The organism is Pseudomonas sp. lyk4-R2A-10 (assembly GCF_030209075.1).
GTDB classification, from domain to species: Bacteria; Pseudomonadota; Gammaproteobacteria; order Pseudomonadales; family Pseudomonadaceae; genus Aquipseudomonas; species Aquipseudomonas glycinae.
The window spans coordinates 1-15,601 of sequence record NZ_JARVSR010000005.1; the positions used below are offsets into that span (position 1 = coordinate 1).

A 15,601-nucleotide genomic window follows, 5' to 3' on the forward strand; every position below is an offset into this window, starting at 1 on the left:
GGGGACAAAGTCAAAGGGGACAGATCTATTTCTCGTTCAAAAAAATAATACCACCCCCTTTTTATACATCTTCCCTTTTATACATGGAAAAAAATCAATTAATATGAGAACAAAACTTAAACACGAACTCCAACCCCTCCGAGTACCAAATGGATGGACAATCACAATCAACAACCTTTACGAGGTTGACCTCACCCCCGAAACTGCAGAATGGTTTAGTAGCTCAGTTTTACTAGGTGGTGCACGACAAACTACGGGACACTGCTTTGACTCCAGAGTTGAACCAGAAGGAGATCCATCGGGAGAGTTTGTAATTGAATTCCTAACGGTCAAGTACGACAACAAAGGGAACCCTTTAAAAAATTCTGAGACATTCCTAGGGGAATTCAAAACAAAAAACAAGATCGAATTTATTAAAAAAATCGAAGATTTTATGCTTGAAGCATAAACCAAAATTTATTCTTCGCTGAAAAAAATAAATCCGCCCCCCTTTCAACCCCTTTTATACATTACGTTCTTGAAGACAATCCCACCACCTTCCCCTTTTCACATACAGCTTAATAAAAAATGATTTCCCTTTCTAGAATATTAAAACCAGAGGACACAGATTTATTTTTTCGTTAAAGGAAATAAATCCATCCCCTTTTCAAAATCCGCTCGAGGAAAAAATGACAGGACATAAATGTATTCCAAGAAGTGTATGGAACGGGATCGACGGAACAGGCTACAACAACATTGCGCAAGAGCTAGAGTCCGAAAACCATTCACTAAGAAAATGGATTTCATTATACGCCATCTACAAATACCACTTTACCAATGATCCGCATCAATATTACAAATTTATCCACCAATCAAAAAATTTCCGATATGCATTAGTAATATTTACAATCCCCACCGAAACACTTGAAACAAGCGATGGAGTGGACGACCGAGACATTAGTATCGTAAAAATAGAAACCATGAACTCTGAAGCGGAAATCAACGCCCTTCTTGCAAACCTCAACATAGACCCAGAACTGTTCACCACGCCATGGCGTTGTCAATATCCGCTCTAGTAGCCAAACTGCAATCAGAGGGGTTTCCCACTGTCGTTAAAACTGATGAAGCCACCAATGCAAGAGTAGAAATATTGCTAACAGACTTAGAGTCTCGCATAGCACTCAAAGAATTGATCGAAAAATATTTAAAAGGAAGAGATCCCGATTACGACCGCTTGATCGAAATAGTCCAAGATCCAACGCGTCAGGTCCCGGTCAGGGGAGTGCTGGAAAACATTCGACGATACAATAATTCTCAGTGCACGCATGAAGAACTGAAACTGATCAACGACCTTTTATACATATATGGGTGAGACGGCCAGACTGGTAGTGCTCACTTTTCACAACTAGCAACCCTTACGACTCCGTTAATCCTTTGAAACGTGGAAGTGAGCTTTAAAGATGATGATAGTACTTGACGGCTTAACCATTTCATCAGAGCAAGAGTTTCATGAAAAAATAGCCATTGCTTTTTCAGTGACGGATTCTTATGGAAACAACCTCAATGCTTTATGGGACCTACTCAGCGCCGGCGTGGAGCGCCCAATAGATTTAATATGGAAAGATTCTGAATCCTCTCAAAAAGACATGGGAGATTTGTTCAGCAAAATAATTAAAATTTTTGAACGCACAAAGCAACAGGATGTGAACCTTGGACTGGAGGAAAAATTTAACTACTATCTAACTAGAAAGCAAAAGCAAACGACCAAAATTGACAAATTTATTCTTCATCGAAGAAAATAAACCTACCCTTTTTCACCAGTCAATTTTTAATGACAAAAAAATCGTCTCACTTACGGAAAAATCAATGTTAGAAAACAATAAAACAATAGAAATTAATGGAGAGGACGCCTCTTGAGGTTCTAGCGGAAATTGAATTTATCTTGATTTCGCTGCACAAAATTGGAAGCTACTATTGCGACATGCCTGTCAACGATTATCAAAAAGCGACTACCGATTTTATTGACAACGAGAAGGTGACTCAAAGACTTGCGAAGGTGAGAAAAATCATCTCTACAAAATTTGATTCAACCCTCGAAGAGGATGACATGGACGATATTGAGCGTCATATGGAAGGAATCCAATTTTGGAAGCCTTAGACAACCTTTCTCTGCTATTCCAATAATTCGGGATTAACTCTAAAAGCCATTGGGCATTTTTTTAGATTTTTAATTCAAAGAAAAACCTCATCAAAAACCCTCCCACTAACAAACTCATGAAAATCACAATATCGCGCATCGTTAAAATCCACACAGAAAAGACCCTTGTTGAATTCTCCACCCCTTACGGAGAAGGTCTTTCAAGCTTATTCACTCTAGAGGCAATAGAACACCGTTCCTATGACGTCGAAATAAATATTGATGATGATTTTTATTGGGGTAAAAACATCTTCACCTCGATGAGCAACACACCCTCAACTCGCCATGAAGCCGAAAAAACCTATATAACAGCAGAGCTTATCTCTATTACCGAAGATGGATGCGGGTCGCTAAAATTTGGCAATTCCATCATCCTCATCTCACTAAAAAACGAAAATAAAGATCTTATTTTTCCGAGTTTTGTTGAGATCTCAGCTATTCAAATCACCCTTTACCCAAACAACACCTGAGCAATGTTCAAAAAGCACATCCGCCCCCCTTGGAGATCACTAAATGAACACAAGCAAAATCGTCACTCTCGGAGCCAAAATAACTCTCGATGACATTTCTCAGCTTGATCAAACACTCGACATCTCGCTCGAAATAGAAAACTTGAAGGAAGACCTTTTTCAAGCAACCTTCCCATGCGGCCAAATACTCGATATCGGATGGTACCCAGAATTCAGCACATACGGTTCCTTTGTAATCTCTCTAATCCGCAATCAAGACTGGCAAAATCCTACTCATTGTGAAAAAGCCAAAAACTGGGCAGAACTGAAAATCGCGCTAGAGAACATATTAAAAAACCTGGAAAGCTAGAATCGACAAACGCTTCCGATATATGGAATAAACCAACTGACCAAAACAACATCACCGCTATCCCCCCTCAATCATCCCCTCCAAAACCTCATACTTAACCACCACCCGATTCCCATACAACCGCTCCCTCTCCACCAACGCCCCCACCTGCCCCTTCTCCCTCACCTCCCGCCAAATCTCATTCTCGCGATACACCCGCTCCCCCTCCCGCACAAACCGATGCCCCACTTCAAACACGTGATACCGATAAGCCCGCTCCCGATCACACAACAATTCCCCCTCCAACTGCGTCTCCCCGACCTTCAACTTCAGCTGAAAGCTGCGATCCGTCGGGTTGTGCAGTACCAGGTCGATGTAGTTGTAGAAGATTGCCGCGCCGGAACCGAATGGCAGGACGCGGCCGTCGTCCGGGAAGGGGTCGAAGCTGTGGTTGGCGCGTTCGATGACGACCAGGGGTGAGTGAATGGCCATCCAGTGGATGAGGTTGCTGAGTTGGCAGATGCCGCCGCCGATGCCGGTGCGGGCTTCGCCGAATGAGAGTTCCATGCCTTCGACGTAGCCGCGTTGGCGGGTCGGGCGGCCGACGAGGCGGCAGAAGGAGAAATATTCGCCGGGGGCGATGGTGACGCCATCGATGGCGGCGACGGCGAGTTTGAGGTTGATGACTTTGTTGTGTTGCAGCGCGAGGTCGGATTCGCCGAGTTTGCGGATCAGTTTTGAGGTGTGTTTGAGATAGCGGTAAGGCAAGCGCTCGGACGTCGTGGCCGTCCGTGCGTAGCGTTTGCTCGAGCAGTGCCAGGCAATGTGGCGGAACAGTCTTTTTTGCCACACGCGTAGCCAGTAGAGGGCCGGGTGGTAGAGGGAAAGTGGTTTCATCCGTGGCGAACGGCGCGGGCCGTTGTCTTCCTTGAGCTTGAAAGGGCGGCGCATCTTACCGTGTAACCGCGCTGGGTCGCCAAGCGCCTCGCCGATGTCGCAAGCGGTAACAAGTCGCCCGGCCCGGGCGCTCGGAAATTAAGCTTGAACTAAGGTTACGTCCCTACCATCCGGGCCACAAAGCAGCGGTTCTGTGGGCTGATTGCCGTCAGCAGAACCCTTCAACTTGAAGTGAGCCCGGACCATGAGTGCGATCGATTCCACCTCTAAACAACTGCCCGCCTTCAGTCTTGTATTGGTCAATTACAAGACGCCGGAAATAACCCGGATGTGCCTGGAGTTTCTCCAGCAATACGTCAAGGATCATCAAATTCCGGTGTGGGTGGTGGACAACGATTCTGCCGATGAAAGCCTGATTTACTTGCGGTCTCTGGACTGGATCAACTTGATCGAGCGCCCTTCACCCGGCAAGGAAGCAGGGCATATTGCTCATGGCAAGGCACTTGATCTGGCACTTGCGAAAGTTGAAACCGATTACCTGTTTTTGCTGCACACCGATACTTTCGTTTTTGACAGTACTGTCTTTTCGATGATGATGAATGAGTGCATGCAATCTGTGGATACAGCGGCGGTCGGTTGCGTCGAGCAATTGGATCGCGGCGTCCTTAGAGACACATGGCGTTTGTCTTCGCGTTATTTCAAACACTATTTCCGCCGGGCAAAACAGCACTTGGGGTTGCCCTCCCGAGATCCAAAACCCTACCGGGAAACACACCTGAAAAGCTTCTGCACCTTGTGGAATGCACGGCTGATCAAGGCTCACGGGCTGCATTTTTCGATGGACGACCGAGTCCCGGGATACACGCTGCAGGATCGTTTAAGCAGCCTTGGCTACGGCATCAAATGCCTCTCGCCGCGGACGATTTTCCGCTACCTGGATCACATTCAAGCCGGCACCGTGGCCGCGATCGGTGGATACGGCAAACAGCACCGCCGCACCACCATGTATCAGGAAACGCTCAAGCGCCTTCAGTTACAACAGGGCATGCGACCCGCCAAATCGTAAGACAATAAAAAAGGGCGACTTCAAAGTCGCCCTTTTTTGCTTCTGAATTCTTTGGTTTCCACTCCGAGGAGGTGTTCGCCCAGTGTAATGGCCTGGCAATCCATGCACCGGTAAAGAGCCCTGACACTGGGCGAACGGGAGGGATTTTAATGGAAGTTGGCGGATATGTCGTGCTAATTGAAGATGAAATTTATGTACTGAAAAGTTAAAGGACGTTGCTTACCGATTTTTCCCGACAAACTTTCTGAACTCACCCGCCCGAATACTTCATATGACTGTTCTCATACAATTACTTGTACAAGAACAGCCATTCTGTAGAGTCAATACTCAACTTTCATGCTGACTGGTCACTTTTAATACATCGGTGTAAGTGACCACGACGCTTTGCCCGACTTTCAAATCTTTCAGTTTGGCCTGAATCTCAGGCTTTTCTACGTTGAGGGTTTTCGACTGGCCTGAAGGGTTTTCCAGGGTGACCTGGTTTGTCGCCAAATCAATTTTGGTGATTTTCAACTGGACCTGAACCTGGCGGAATGCCTCGCCACCGGGGTTGCTGCTGCCCACGGCGTTGCGCAGCTCGCCAGTACGCTCGGTGGAGCCAGGCAGACCTTTATCCACGTCGGTATCCAGATAAGCGGCCACAGAGCGGGTTACTTCGATCTGAACCAGATCGCCCACTTTCAAATTACCGAGGTTTTTCGCCTTGTCGCTGAGCTGAATGTGCACTTGGCGACCTTCCGCGCCTTCAAGGACCACTTGATGATTGGCCGGGTCAACCGCCAGCACTTTGGTGGTGACACGGTCGGCCTCGACAGCGGCGGACAGCGGGATATCGGCGGCCGTCGCCGAAAGGCTGGCAGCAGAAAGGACGGTAGCAAGTGCTATGGCGTGCGTCAGTGCTTGGAGCTTCATAAGCGATACGTTCCCTGTGATGGATGGCAGCACCCATCGCCAACGTGGTCAGCGACGGATGTGCCAGTGAGCATAGACGCCCTTCAGGGTTTGTTCCGCGATCGTTGCGCAGTGTCCTGCGCCGTGGACTCGCCACTGGCGGTGCCTTTCCCGGAGCTCTGCCGCTGTTTGGGATCGGTGGGACGTAGCGCGTCGTTGTCGCGCTCGGTTTCACCCGGCGGACGAGGTTCGTCAGGGTGTTCGCTATCAGGGACAGTGTTCATGCCGGGCCTCCTCAGGCTTCAGGGTCGTCGAGTTCCCGCGCAACGTTCACGGCGGGTGCGTCCTTGTGCAGGTCATCGGCCTTGGCTCTGAGGATCTGCCACTGCTCAAGATCGATGGCACCTTGGCCGAGCAAATCGTCAGCAATGCGCTGCAGATCGAAGTAATGGGCATCCGGGGATTGTTGCCAGTACGTCTGATCGTCAAACATCTGCTGCCAGGTCGTCAGGTCTGGAGATTTCAGTTCCTCGCTCATGGATCGGATCCTCGGCCATGTTTCTCGGTAGAGGGAGCATCCTCGACAGAGTTCCAATCGATCCATTCGCACGCATGGCGCGCGAAATCAGTACCCGGTCATCTCCAGATAGCCCTGCCCGCCCCGATTGCCGCTCAGGCGCACCGGCCCTTCCCAATACGGAATGCGCAGGTTCATCCAGGCATCGGGGTTGATTGCATCGAGGGTGATCTGCAGATTTTTTTGCGGAATCTCGATCGACCAGCGCACCGGCATCGAACGGCCGGCGACCTTCGCAGTGCCTTGCGGGGTCAGCTTGATCTGCTCGGCGTGCAGGGTTTCGGTCTGGCCATCGGCGGCAATCCACGTGCCGGTCAGGTACGGCGCCCCTTCCTTCTGGCGCATGCGGTACAGCATCACGTGTTCACCGTTGTCCAGATGCAGTGAGAACCAGTCCCACCCTGTCTGGTTGGCGGTCAGCGGCTGACTGCTCCATTCGCGGTCGAGCCAGGCCGGGCCGTTGACGGTGTAGGTCTGGCCGTCGATCTGCAGGGTGCCGCTGGCCTGGATAAACGGCTGGCTGTAGTAATACGACGCCTGGCCCTGTTCGGATTTCTGACTGAAGCCCTTGTCGCCCTGCAGCACCAACGGGCGGCTGGAGGTCAGGCGCAGCTGGTAGCTGAAGTTCTTGTCCCGGGCGCTGAGTTGCAGGTCGGCCAGCGGATCGCTCGCCTGACTGACGAAACGCCAGTCATCGATCCACGCCTCGAACGGCGCCGCACGCACCCCGGCCTGCCCGACGCCGCCACGGGCGTAACGCTCGGCGGCATGGTGGACGCTGGCCGAGGTCACTGCCGCGTGCCCGAGCCAGATCGTCTGGTTGGCCCAGCCCGGCTGCGGCGGCGAGGCGTTCAGGGCGCTGCGAAACAACGTCCACTGCACGCCGAAATCGTTGCCCTGCGCATCCTCGAGATTGGCTGTCACGTACCACCATTCGATGCGAAAACCGTCATGGGCGCCGTGATCCGCCGGGAAGCTGAACACCCGCCCCGGCACCACCGGCGTAAACGCCTGTGCCTGAGCGCCCATGCCGGCGAAACCCTTCTGCTCCGCTGTGGGGTTGTCGCAACCACCGAGCAACAACGCCAAAAACACCAGCGCAAACCTAGTCCTCATGGGCAAACGTCCTCAGCAAGTCCGCCGGTTGCGTGCGGTACAGCGAATACAGCGGCCACGCCGAGGCCAGCAACGTCGCCAGCAGCGCCAGCCCCATCAGTTGCAGCAACTGCCATGGAAACACCCGCAGCGGCAGACGCCAGCCAAAAGCCTGCACGTTGATCACAGCGTCCAGGCACCACGCCAGGCCGATGCCCAACGGCAAGGCCAGCACCAGCGTCAGCAGCGCCAACAGCCAGGTTTGGCCGAGGTTGAGCAGCATCAATTGTCGTCGCGTCACGCCCAAAGCCCACAACGGTGCGAGCTGACCGAGACGGCTCTGACTCTGGGTCAGCAGGCTGATGAACAGCGCCACGCCGGCGACGGCCAACGTCAGGCTATTCAGCGCGGCGGTCGCGGCGAAGGTGCGTTCGAAGACTTGCACCGACCAGCCCTTGAGCCGCGCCTGATCGACGGTCCGGCTGTCATCGAGCTGGAAGCGTGCCTGCAAGGCCGTGAGCAACGCCGGGATGTTCGGCGGGTCGATGCGCAGGTTGAAGCGGTTTGGCGTCAGCTGTGGCCAGCCGCGCAACAGGTGATTGCTGTTGACCAGCACATGGCCCTTGGGATTGCCGTAATCGGCGTAGATGCCGACGATGCGCGGCGACCACGACCCGCCCGGCGTGGGGATTGTCAGGTGATCGCCCGACGTCACTTTCAAGCGACGCGCCAGTTGTTCACTGAGCATCACCGCATCGTCCTTGGCCAGCGCCGCCCACGGGTCGTCTCCTCGAGATTCGAGCAACGGCCAGTGCTGGCGATAGTGCGGATGATCGATGATCCCGAACACGTCCGCTGGCCAGCCTTGCAGCGTCACCGAAACCTGCCAGTTGGGCATGATCGCGGTGACGCTCGGTTGCTGTTTGAGCCAGGTGGACAGCTCTCGCGCCTGCGCCGGGTTGCTCGGGTTCAGATAAAGCTCGGCGGTGAGCCGTTGTTCGAGCCAGTCGTTGAAGGTCTGGCGGAAACCGGCGGTCATGCTGCCGGCGCCGATGTTCGCCGCCATCGCCAGCAGCAGCGCCATCAACGCCAGGCTCAACGCCGGCAATTGCTGGCGGCAATCGGCGAGAAACCATTGCCCGAGCACCGAGCGGCTGCGCCCGAGCAACCCGTTGAGCAGCGCACTGAGCAACACCGGCAGCGCCAGCGCGGCGCCGAGCAACAGCCCCGCCATCAACACAAAACCGCTGGCCAGGCTGTTGCCCCACACCAGCGCCGCCAACGCAATCACTGCACACACGCCGGCTACCCAACCCTGACGCCGCAACCAGCGCGCATGTTGCTGATGCCAGGCCTGCGGATCCGCCACCGCCAGCAACGGCAGACGCGCCGCCCGCAGCAGACTGTTGGCCCCGGCCAGCAACGCGCCGAGCAGGCTCAAACCGATGCCGCTGAACCACCACCACGGACTCAGACGCAACTGCCCCGCCACTTCCGCGCCGTACAGACCGCGCAGGCTGGCGGCGACATCCGGCAACAGCACGCTCGCCAGCCAGTAACCGCTGACTACGCCGAACAACCCGCCGATCAACGCCAGCGCGCCGAGCTCGACGATCAGGCAAGCGATCAGCATCCGCGCGCTGACCCCACAGGCCCTCAGAGTGCGCAGCAATCCCCGACGCTGCTCCAGCGCCAGACCAATAGCCGCGTGGACGATAAACAAACCGACAATGAACGAGAGAAACCCGAGGGCATCGAGGTTGAGGTGGAAGCTTTCGGTCAGTCGCGCAAGGTTGTTTTCCTCACCACTGCTCTTGAGCTGCAACTGACCTTTGAACGCGGCCGGGATATCAGCGTGAAAATCCTTCGGCAGCAGCAGGCGTGACAGTTGCTCGGGCTGTTCGAGCACGCGCTGAGCGACGCCAATGTCCACCAACAGCACGCCGGGGGCCATGTCGGTTTGCGCCCGCAGCGGCGGCAATGTCTGGCCGGTTTCGGTGGCCGGGGTCGCGCCCTCGGCGAGGTTCAGCGCCCGCAGGGTCTCGGGAGAAATCCAGGTACTGCCCGGCGGGCTGAAGAACTCGACAATCCGCTCGATCGGCATCGCCTGCCCGGCCACCGCGCTGTCACCGGGTAAAGACACCGGTTCGATGCCCATCAACTGCAGGCGCTGGTTTTCGTGGCCCTTGAGTATCAAGCGCCCTTGCAGCATCGGCGACACCGGCCAGCCTTGTCGCCGCAGGTCGATGAACCATTGTTGCGGGAACGTCGCGCCGTTCGGCGTGCTCAGACTGGCTTGGGGTTCGCCGCCGATCAACTGGCTGGCCCGGGCGTAACTGTCCCGCGCCTGACTGTTGAGCGCTTCGACCCCGGTCAACAGGCTGGTGGCCAGCCACAGCCCGGTCAGCACACTGAAAAACTGCACCGGATGGCGCCGCCAGTGACTGAGCAGCGCCATCAGCGCGTGGCGGAAAACCTTCACGTCAACCGACCGCTGGACAGCACCACGCGCTCCGCCAGCCGCGCCGCCACGCGCTGACTGTGGGTAACCATCAGCAAGGTGGTGGGTGTGTCGTCGAGCAATTCCAGCAACAGTCGCAACACTTCGTCGCTGGTGGCTTCGTCGAGGCTGCCGGTGGGCTCGTCGGCCAGCAGCAGTTTCGGTTGCGCGGCCAGCGCCCGACCGAGCGCAACCCGCTGTTGCTGACCGCCGGAAAGTTGTTCGGGATAGCGCTTGAGCAATTCGCTCAGCCCCAGACGCTGCACCAGATGATGCTGCCAGCGCGGGTCATGCCGCCCGGCCAGACGCGCCTGAAACGACAGATTGTCTTCGATGCGCAGGCTGCCGATCAGGTTGTACTGCTGGAACACCAGACCGATTTCGGTGCGCCGCCAGTTGGCCAGTTGCGCCTCGTTCATCCGGTCCAGCCGATGTTCGCCGCTGCTGATGCTGCCGCTGTCGACTTTGTCGAGCCCGGCGATCAGGTGCAGCAGCGTGCTCTTGCCGCTGCCCGACTCGCCCATCAGTGCCAGACTGCTGCCGGGCCTGAGCGTCAGGTCGATGCCTTGCAGCACCGGCAACGGGCCTTGCGGGGTGAGGTAGCTTTTGAAGACGTTTTGAACCTGGAGCATGCCGCCATCCGATCGATCCGTGTCGGCCAAGGATAGCGGATACCGACGCGTTACTGACCCACCGCCACACTCGTCGGCGCCTCACCCGGTGTGACGATGCTGTTCAGATCGATGTGCTTCCATTCGGGTTTGGCCCCCAGACGCGCGTTGAAGCGGTAGTTGAAGGTGAATTCGTCCGTCGTCGCCACGCTCAGCGGTTTGCCGTACACCGCTTCGATTCCCGGCAGGTCGTAGCCCATCAACTGCAACAGGGTCGGAAAAATGTTGTAGTGACTGGAGCGATCCTTGTTCGCCGCCAGTTGCGCCGACCAGTCGAGCGTCTGCAACTGCTCGCCCTGAATCACCACCAGCGGCACCAGCCCTTCTTCTTCCACCGGATCGCCGCCGCAGTGGGTGTTCAGTCCCGGATTACCGCGTTCGTGCAGATCCTGGCCGTGATCCGAGGTGTAGATCAGCAGCGCGTTGTTCAGATTGGCCTGGGCAAACACCCGCGCGAAGAACTCGCCGACATTCCACAGCACGGTGTTTTTGTAGGCATTGCGATACAGCACCCAGTCATCCGGCTGACCGTTGAAGCCGGTACGCTCACCGGTGTCGGCGACTTCCGTGAACTGCCCGCGGGGCAAGGTCGGACGGTAGGCCATGAAGGCGTCCGGGTATTTGTCGTGCACCGGGAAATGTGCGCCGACCTTGTTGATCAGCACCAGCTCCGGTTTACCGTCGTTGAGCAGTTCGATCAGCTTGGCGGCGGCGGCCATGTCGCGGTCGCGCACGCTGGTCTGATCGAATTGCACGAATTCGTCGATGTCCTTCTTCTCGGCATCGTTCATCAGGTTCTGCAGATTGCCGCCGGTGCGCTGAGCGTCGATGTACACGGTGCGCAGGCCGGCCTTTTTCGCGTACTGCCAGATCGACGGCAGCGTGCTGTTGATACGCATGTAGTCGGCGCGGGTGCCACCGTAGCGCAGGGTGACGTTGGTGTCGGCGCTGCAATTGGCGATGGACGCCGCGTAGCCGTAATTGAAAATGTCGACGCCCGGGCGGGCCTGCTTGAGGTTGCTGTGCACGCCGAACGGCGCGTTGATGTCCAGGTAATTGCCGGAAATGCTCTCGTCGATGATCAGCACGATGTCGTGGCCGACCGCCGGGCCATTGCGCGCCAGGGTCACCGGCTCACGCGGGCCGACAGTGTTGTGCAACGCTTCGTAGCCGAACAGGTTCAGATAGGCCAGCGGCGTGTACATGATCGGCAGGCCGCGCGCGCCCTCGCCGGCCCGCACGAACAACACCGCGCTGAGCAGCAACACACCGCAGAGCGGCGCAGCGATCCGCAAGGCATTGGGAACAGTGATCGCGTGCCGTGGCTTGAGACCGATCCCGAACAACAGCAGCAGGCCGTTGAGCAGCCCGTGAATGATCGCCCCCCGATACTGATACGCCGCTTCCTGAATGAAACCGCCGGAGTACACCAGCGAGACAAAACTGCTATAGGTCAGGTAATCGGCGGTCACCCTCGTATAAACATCGAAGAACACCGCCGAAACAAACAGGGTTAATGCGAACAAATGCCGAATGAAAGTCTGACGTATATAGGCCGTTAGTAATAACGCGAAAGTCAGCGTCAAAAACATCGCGCCAAAAAGAAGTACTGCCAGACCAATACCCATCGCACTTAAGCGGTCAAGGTAATATTCGGAATAAAGCAATAGATAAATAATTAAAAGCAGTTCTTTCAGATATCGAAACATGGCGATTCCGGATGTGTCCGACGAGGCATTGTCAAGGGTTTGTCGGTCAAAACCTGACACTAGCACCGGGCCATTAAAGCGCAAGAAATGTCGGACATAATCAAAAAGCGTCAAAAAACTGTTGACTCAAATCTGACACACCCAAGTCGTTAAAACCCTTGAATTTCGCGGCCTACGACCGTTTATCGTTTTCTTCGGAATGTGAAAAACCCGTCAAGAACGGGACAAATCCATCTACAGCAAGCACTTGATGGCCTTTCGCCCCCAAAAATGGGGGTGTTATACCCTTGCAACATGTCATTTTGCTGACACGCTTTCCCCACGCTGCGCTATACCCCTTTTGACAGTTCATTTTCGATCTTCCATCACCGTCTTACGAGGCACGCCAATATGGACGTGAGCGTATTTGGTACGGGCTATGTTGGCCTGATACAAGCAGCCGCACTTGCCGATGTCGGACATCGCGTATTGTGCGTCGATATTGACCCGAACAAGATTAAACAACTGCAACAGGCAGTACCGCCTATTAGCGAACCGGGTCTTTCGGCAACTTTGGAAGAAAATATCAAGGCCGGGCGTTTGTTGTTCAGCACCCAGGCCAGCGATGCGGTGGAACATGCCGGGCTGATCTTCATCGCCGTGGGCACGCCGGCCGAGGAAGACGGCTCCGCCGACCTCAGCCATGTGCTCAACGTGGCGCGGCAGATCGCAAGCTGCATGGAGGACGATCGGACGCTGATCATCAAATCCACGGTGCCGGTCGGCACGGCGGATCAGGTGCTGCACACCGCTGAAGAAGAACTGCAGCGGCGCGGCAAAAACGGTCTGGCGGTGCGGGTGGTGTCCAACCCCGAGTTTCTCAAGGAAGGCAGCGCCCTCGCCGACTGCATGCGTCCGGACAGGATCATTGTCGGCACTCTGGACCCTGAAGCCCGGGAGCAGATGAGCGAGCTGTACGCACCGTTCTGCCGCAACCACGAAAAACTGATGTTCATGGACAACCGCAGCGCCGAGCTGACCAAGTACGCGGCCAACGCGATGCTCGCCACCCGCATCAGCTTCATGAACGAGCTGGCCAACCTCACCGAACTGCTCGGCGCCGACATCGAAGCGGTGCGCAAAGGCATCGGCTCCGATCCGCGCATCGGCTATCACTTCATCTACCCGGGCTGCGGCTTCGGTGGCTCGTGCTTTCCCAAGGACCTGCGCGCCCTGCTGCACACCGCCGAACACAACGGCATGCCGCTGAAACTGCTGCGCAGCGTCACCGACGTCAACGACGCGCAACGGCACATCCTGTTCAGCAAACTCAGGGCGCAATTTCCTCAAGGCCTGGCCGGCAAGTCCATCGCGATCTGGGGCCTGGCGTTCAAGCCGAATACCGATGACATGCGTGAAGCCCCGAGTCGTTACCTGATGGAGGCACTGTGGGCCGAAGGCGCCAGCGTGCAGGCCTACGATCCGGAAGCGATGTCCGAGTGCCGGCGCATTTACGGTTACCGCAACGACCTGCACCTGTGTGCCACCCGCGACGACACCCTGGAAGATGCCGATGCACTGGTGATCTGCACCGAGTGGAAAAACTTTCGTGTGGTGGACTTTGAACTGCTCGCCGAGAAGCTGCGCGCGAAGGTCATCGTCGACGGGCGCAACCTTTACAACCCGGAACAAGTGGCGGCCGCCGGCCTGCATTACAGCGGTATCGGTCTGCGCCACATCGCGCCCGACGAGGGGCGACCATGAACTTCCTGTTACCCACTGCCTATCGCCCACGCGCCGCTCGCGGCTGACCACCAGCGGAGGACTCCATGACTGGACATGAGAAAGGTGTACCGATCCAACAATTGGTGCGTGACAAACGCATGGATCCGGAACAGCGAATGCGCCTGGACGCGGCAATCCATCGCCAGGGCCAGGGCTGGATGACCGGTCGCGACGGCGGTCGGCCGTGGCAACTGTCGCGCACCAATCGAGTGGTCGCCTGTCTCGGCGCACTCATGATTCTGCTGATGATTTCGCCGCTGCTGATCGGTCTGGCGCTGGTCATCAAATTCACCAGCCAGGGCCCGGTGATGTTCGTGCAGAAGCGCACCGGTTATCGCGGGCGCAAGTTCGGCATGTACAAGTTCCGGACCATGGTCGCCAACGCCGAAGAGCTCAAGGAGTCGCTGCGCCACCTGAACAAGCACGGTGCCGACGCCATCGACTTCAAGATCGACCAGGACCCGCGCATCACCCGGATCGGCGGTTTTTTGCGGCGTACCAGCCTCGACGAATTGCCTAACCTGATCAACGTGGTGACCGGCGACATGCGCCTGGTCGGCCCTCGCCCGACTTCGTTCAACGCCTACCGCTACAAGGACAGTCACCTCGCCCGTCTGGCGATCTACCCGGGCATGACCGGGCTGTGGCAGATCTCTGGACGCAGCAACATCGACTTCGACCAGCGCGTTGAGTTGGACCTCAGCTACATCGCCGAGCAGAGCCTTCTGCTTGATCTGAAGATTCTGTTGAAAACCCCCTTCAAAGTATTCAGCGGCCACGGAGCAAGCTAATGGACGGTTCAACCAACAAAAGCCTGAGCATCGCCAGCCCCAGCGAGTCGAACCTGACCTCGACCGTGCTGGACCTGGATCTGCGGATCCTGTTCCTGACCGCCGCCAACCCCGGCGCCGGCACCACCACCAGCGCCCTGGCGCTGGCCAGTCAACTGGCGCAAATGAGCAGCGGCCAGGTGCTGTACGTCGACGCCAGCCAGTCGGCGAGCAACCTCACCCAGCAACTGAACCTGAGCAAGGAGCGCGGCCTGCGCGACCTGCTGTTCAACCCGGACAACCCGCCGCTGCTGCAGGACTGCGTGGTGCAGGTGTCGAGCCTGCCGTTTCATGTGCTGCCCAATGGTCGTCCGATCCGCACTACAGAACACCTGACTGCCGAGCGTCTGAGCCCGCTGCTGGATCAACTGGGCGCTCAGTACCGCTTTGTGGTGATCGACGGCGACGCGGTGTATTCGGCCGCCGACACGCTGGTCATCAGCACCCAGGTCGACGGCGTGGTGTTCGTGGTACGCGCCGAAGACACCCGCTGGGAAGTCGCGCAAGCAGCCGTGCAACGGTTGACCCAGGCCGGAGCCAAAGTGGTCGGCAGCGTGTTCAACCGGCGCAAGTACTACATGCCCAAATGGCTCTACAAAAACCTGTAAGCAAACGCGAGGGATGACG

At 56.3% G+C, this 15,601-nt stretch carries 17 protein-coding genes; 9 read left to right on the top strand and 8 right to left on the bottom strand.

The features are described 5' to 3' along the window. The 5 genes from QRN46_RS08615 to QRN46_RS08635 all read left to right on the top strand — a co-directional run. Positions 1-448 (top strand): hypothetical protein (locus QRN46_RS08615; RefSeq protein WP_285354533.1); only part of this gene is annotated, 448 nt, incomplete at its 5' end. A gap of 220 nt (positions 449-668) precedes the next feature. Then, a complete protein-coding gene (locus QRN46_RS08620; protein WP_285354534.1) occupies positions 669-1,055 on the top strand; it encodes a hypothetical protein in 387 nt (128 codons plus the stop codon). Positions 1,056-1,439: 384 nt separating this feature from the next. After that, positions 1,440-1,781, top strand: coding sequence for a barstar family protein (locus QRN46_RS08625; RefSeq protein WP_285354535.1), 342 nt, complete (start codon positions 1,440-1,442; stop codon positions 1,779-1,781). A gap of 472 nt (positions 1,782-2,253) precedes the next feature. Continuing rightward, positions 2,254-2,646, top strand: a complete 393-nt coding sequence (locus tag QRN46_RS08630) for a hypothetical protein (RefSeq protein WP_285354536.1) — start codon at positions 2,254-2,256, stop codon at positions 2,644-2,646. Positions 2,647-2,689: 43 nt separating this feature from the next. Beyond that, on the top strand, positions 2,690-2,995 hold the full coding sequence (locus QRN46_RS08635) for a hypothetical protein (protein WP_285354537.1): 306 nt from the start codon (positions 2,690-2,692) through the stop codon (positions 2,993-2,995). A gap of 57 nt (positions 2,996-3,052) precedes the next feature. On the opposite strand, the gene QRN46_RS08640 is transcribed toward QRN46_RS08635, so the two are convergent. After that, positions 3,053-3,871 (bottom strand): VanW family protein, encoded by an 819-nt coding sequence (locus QRN46_RS08640; protein WP_285354570.1) that lies wholly within the window; start codon positions 3,869-3,871, stop codon positions 3,053-3,055. A 244-nt stretch (positions 3,872-4,115) separates the two neighbouring features. Between QRN46_RS08640 and QRN46_RS08645 the strand changes: the two genes are divergently transcribed. Further along, a complete protein-coding gene (locus QRN46_RS08645) occupies positions 4,116-4,937 on the top strand; it encodes a glycosyltransferase family 2 protein (RefSeq protein ID WP_285354538.1) in 822 nt (273 codons plus the stop codon). A 327-nt stretch (positions 4,938-5,264) separates the two neighbouring features. On the opposite strand, the gene QRN46_RS08650 is transcribed toward QRN46_RS08645, so the two are convergent. The 7 genes from QRN46_RS08650 to QRN46_RS08680 form a co-directional block, all read right to left on the bottom strand. Further along, positions 5,265-5,849, bottom strand: coding sequence for a hypothetical protein (locus tag QRN46_RS08650; protein ID WP_108560944.1), 585 nt, complete (start codon positions 5,847-5,849; stop codon positions 5,265-5,267). Positions 5,850-5,932: 83 nt separating this feature from the next. Continuing rightward, entirely contained in the window at positions 5,933-6,112 is a 180-nt protein-coding gene (locus QRN46_RS08655; RefSeq protein WP_064378946.1) for a hypothetical protein, read from the bottom strand. 11 nt (positions 6,113-6,123) lie between these two features. After that, complete coding sequence (locus QRN46_RS08660) at positions 6,124-6,366, bottom strand: hypothetical protein (RefSeq protein WP_041475203.1); 243 nt, start codon at positions 6,364-6,366, stop codon at positions 6,124-6,126. 87 nt (positions 6,367-6,453) lie between these two features. Then, positions 6,454-7,521, bottom strand: a complete 1,068-nt coding sequence (locus QRN46_RS08665) for a lipocalin-like domain-containing protein (protein WP_285354539.1) — start codon at positions 7,519-7,521, stop codon at positions 6,454-6,456. Beyond that, a complete protein-coding gene (locus QRN46_RS08670; protein ID WP_285354540.1) occupies positions 7,511-9,982 on the bottom strand; it encodes an FtsX-like permease family protein in 2,472 nt (823 codons plus the stop codon). Before QRN46_RS08670 ends, QRN46_RS08665 begins: the two co-directional genes overlap by 11 nt. Then, complete coding sequence (locus QRN46_RS08675) at positions 9,979-10,632, bottom strand: ABC transporter ATP-binding protein (protein WP_011333471.1); 654 nt, start codon at positions 10,630-10,632, stop codon at positions 9,979-9,981. Before QRN46_RS08675 ends, QRN46_RS08670 begins: the two co-directional genes overlap by 4 nt. 50 nt (positions 10,633-10,682) lie before the next feature. Further along, positions 10,683-12,380: a sulfatase-like hydrolase/transferase gene (locus QRN46_RS08680; RefSeq protein WP_285354541.1), complete on the bottom strand. Its 1,698-nt coding sequence runs from the start codon at positions 12,378-12,380 to the stop codon at positions 10,683-10,685. A 390-nt stretch (positions 12,381-12,770) separates the two neighbouring features. Here QRN46_RS08680 and QRN46_RS08685 point away from each other — a divergent pair, with 390 nt between their 5' ends. From QRN46_RS08685 to QRN46_RS08695, 3 genes are all read left to right on the top strand, one after another. Then, positions 12,771-14,123, top strand: coding sequence for a UDP-glucose dehydrogenase family protein (locus QRN46_RS08685; RefSeq protein WP_221615698.1), 1,353 nt, complete (start codon positions 12,771-12,773; stop codon positions 14,121-14,123). A 65-nt stretch (positions 14,124-14,188) separates the two neighbouring features. Then, on the top strand, positions 14,189-14,935 hold the full coding sequence (locus tag QRN46_RS08690; protein ID WP_011333468.1) for a sugar transferase: 747 nt from the start codon (positions 14,189-14,191) through the stop codon (positions 14,933-14,935). Beyond that, a complete protein-coding gene (locus QRN46_RS08695; protein WP_011333467.1) occupies positions 14,935-15,582 on the top strand; it encodes a CpsD/CapB family tyrosine-protein kinase in 648 nt (215 codons plus the stop codon). The genes QRN46_RS08690 and QRN46_RS08695 overlap by 1 nt, the downstream gene beginning before the upstream one ends. The last annotated feature ends 19 nt before the right edge of the window (positions 15,583-15,601 follow it).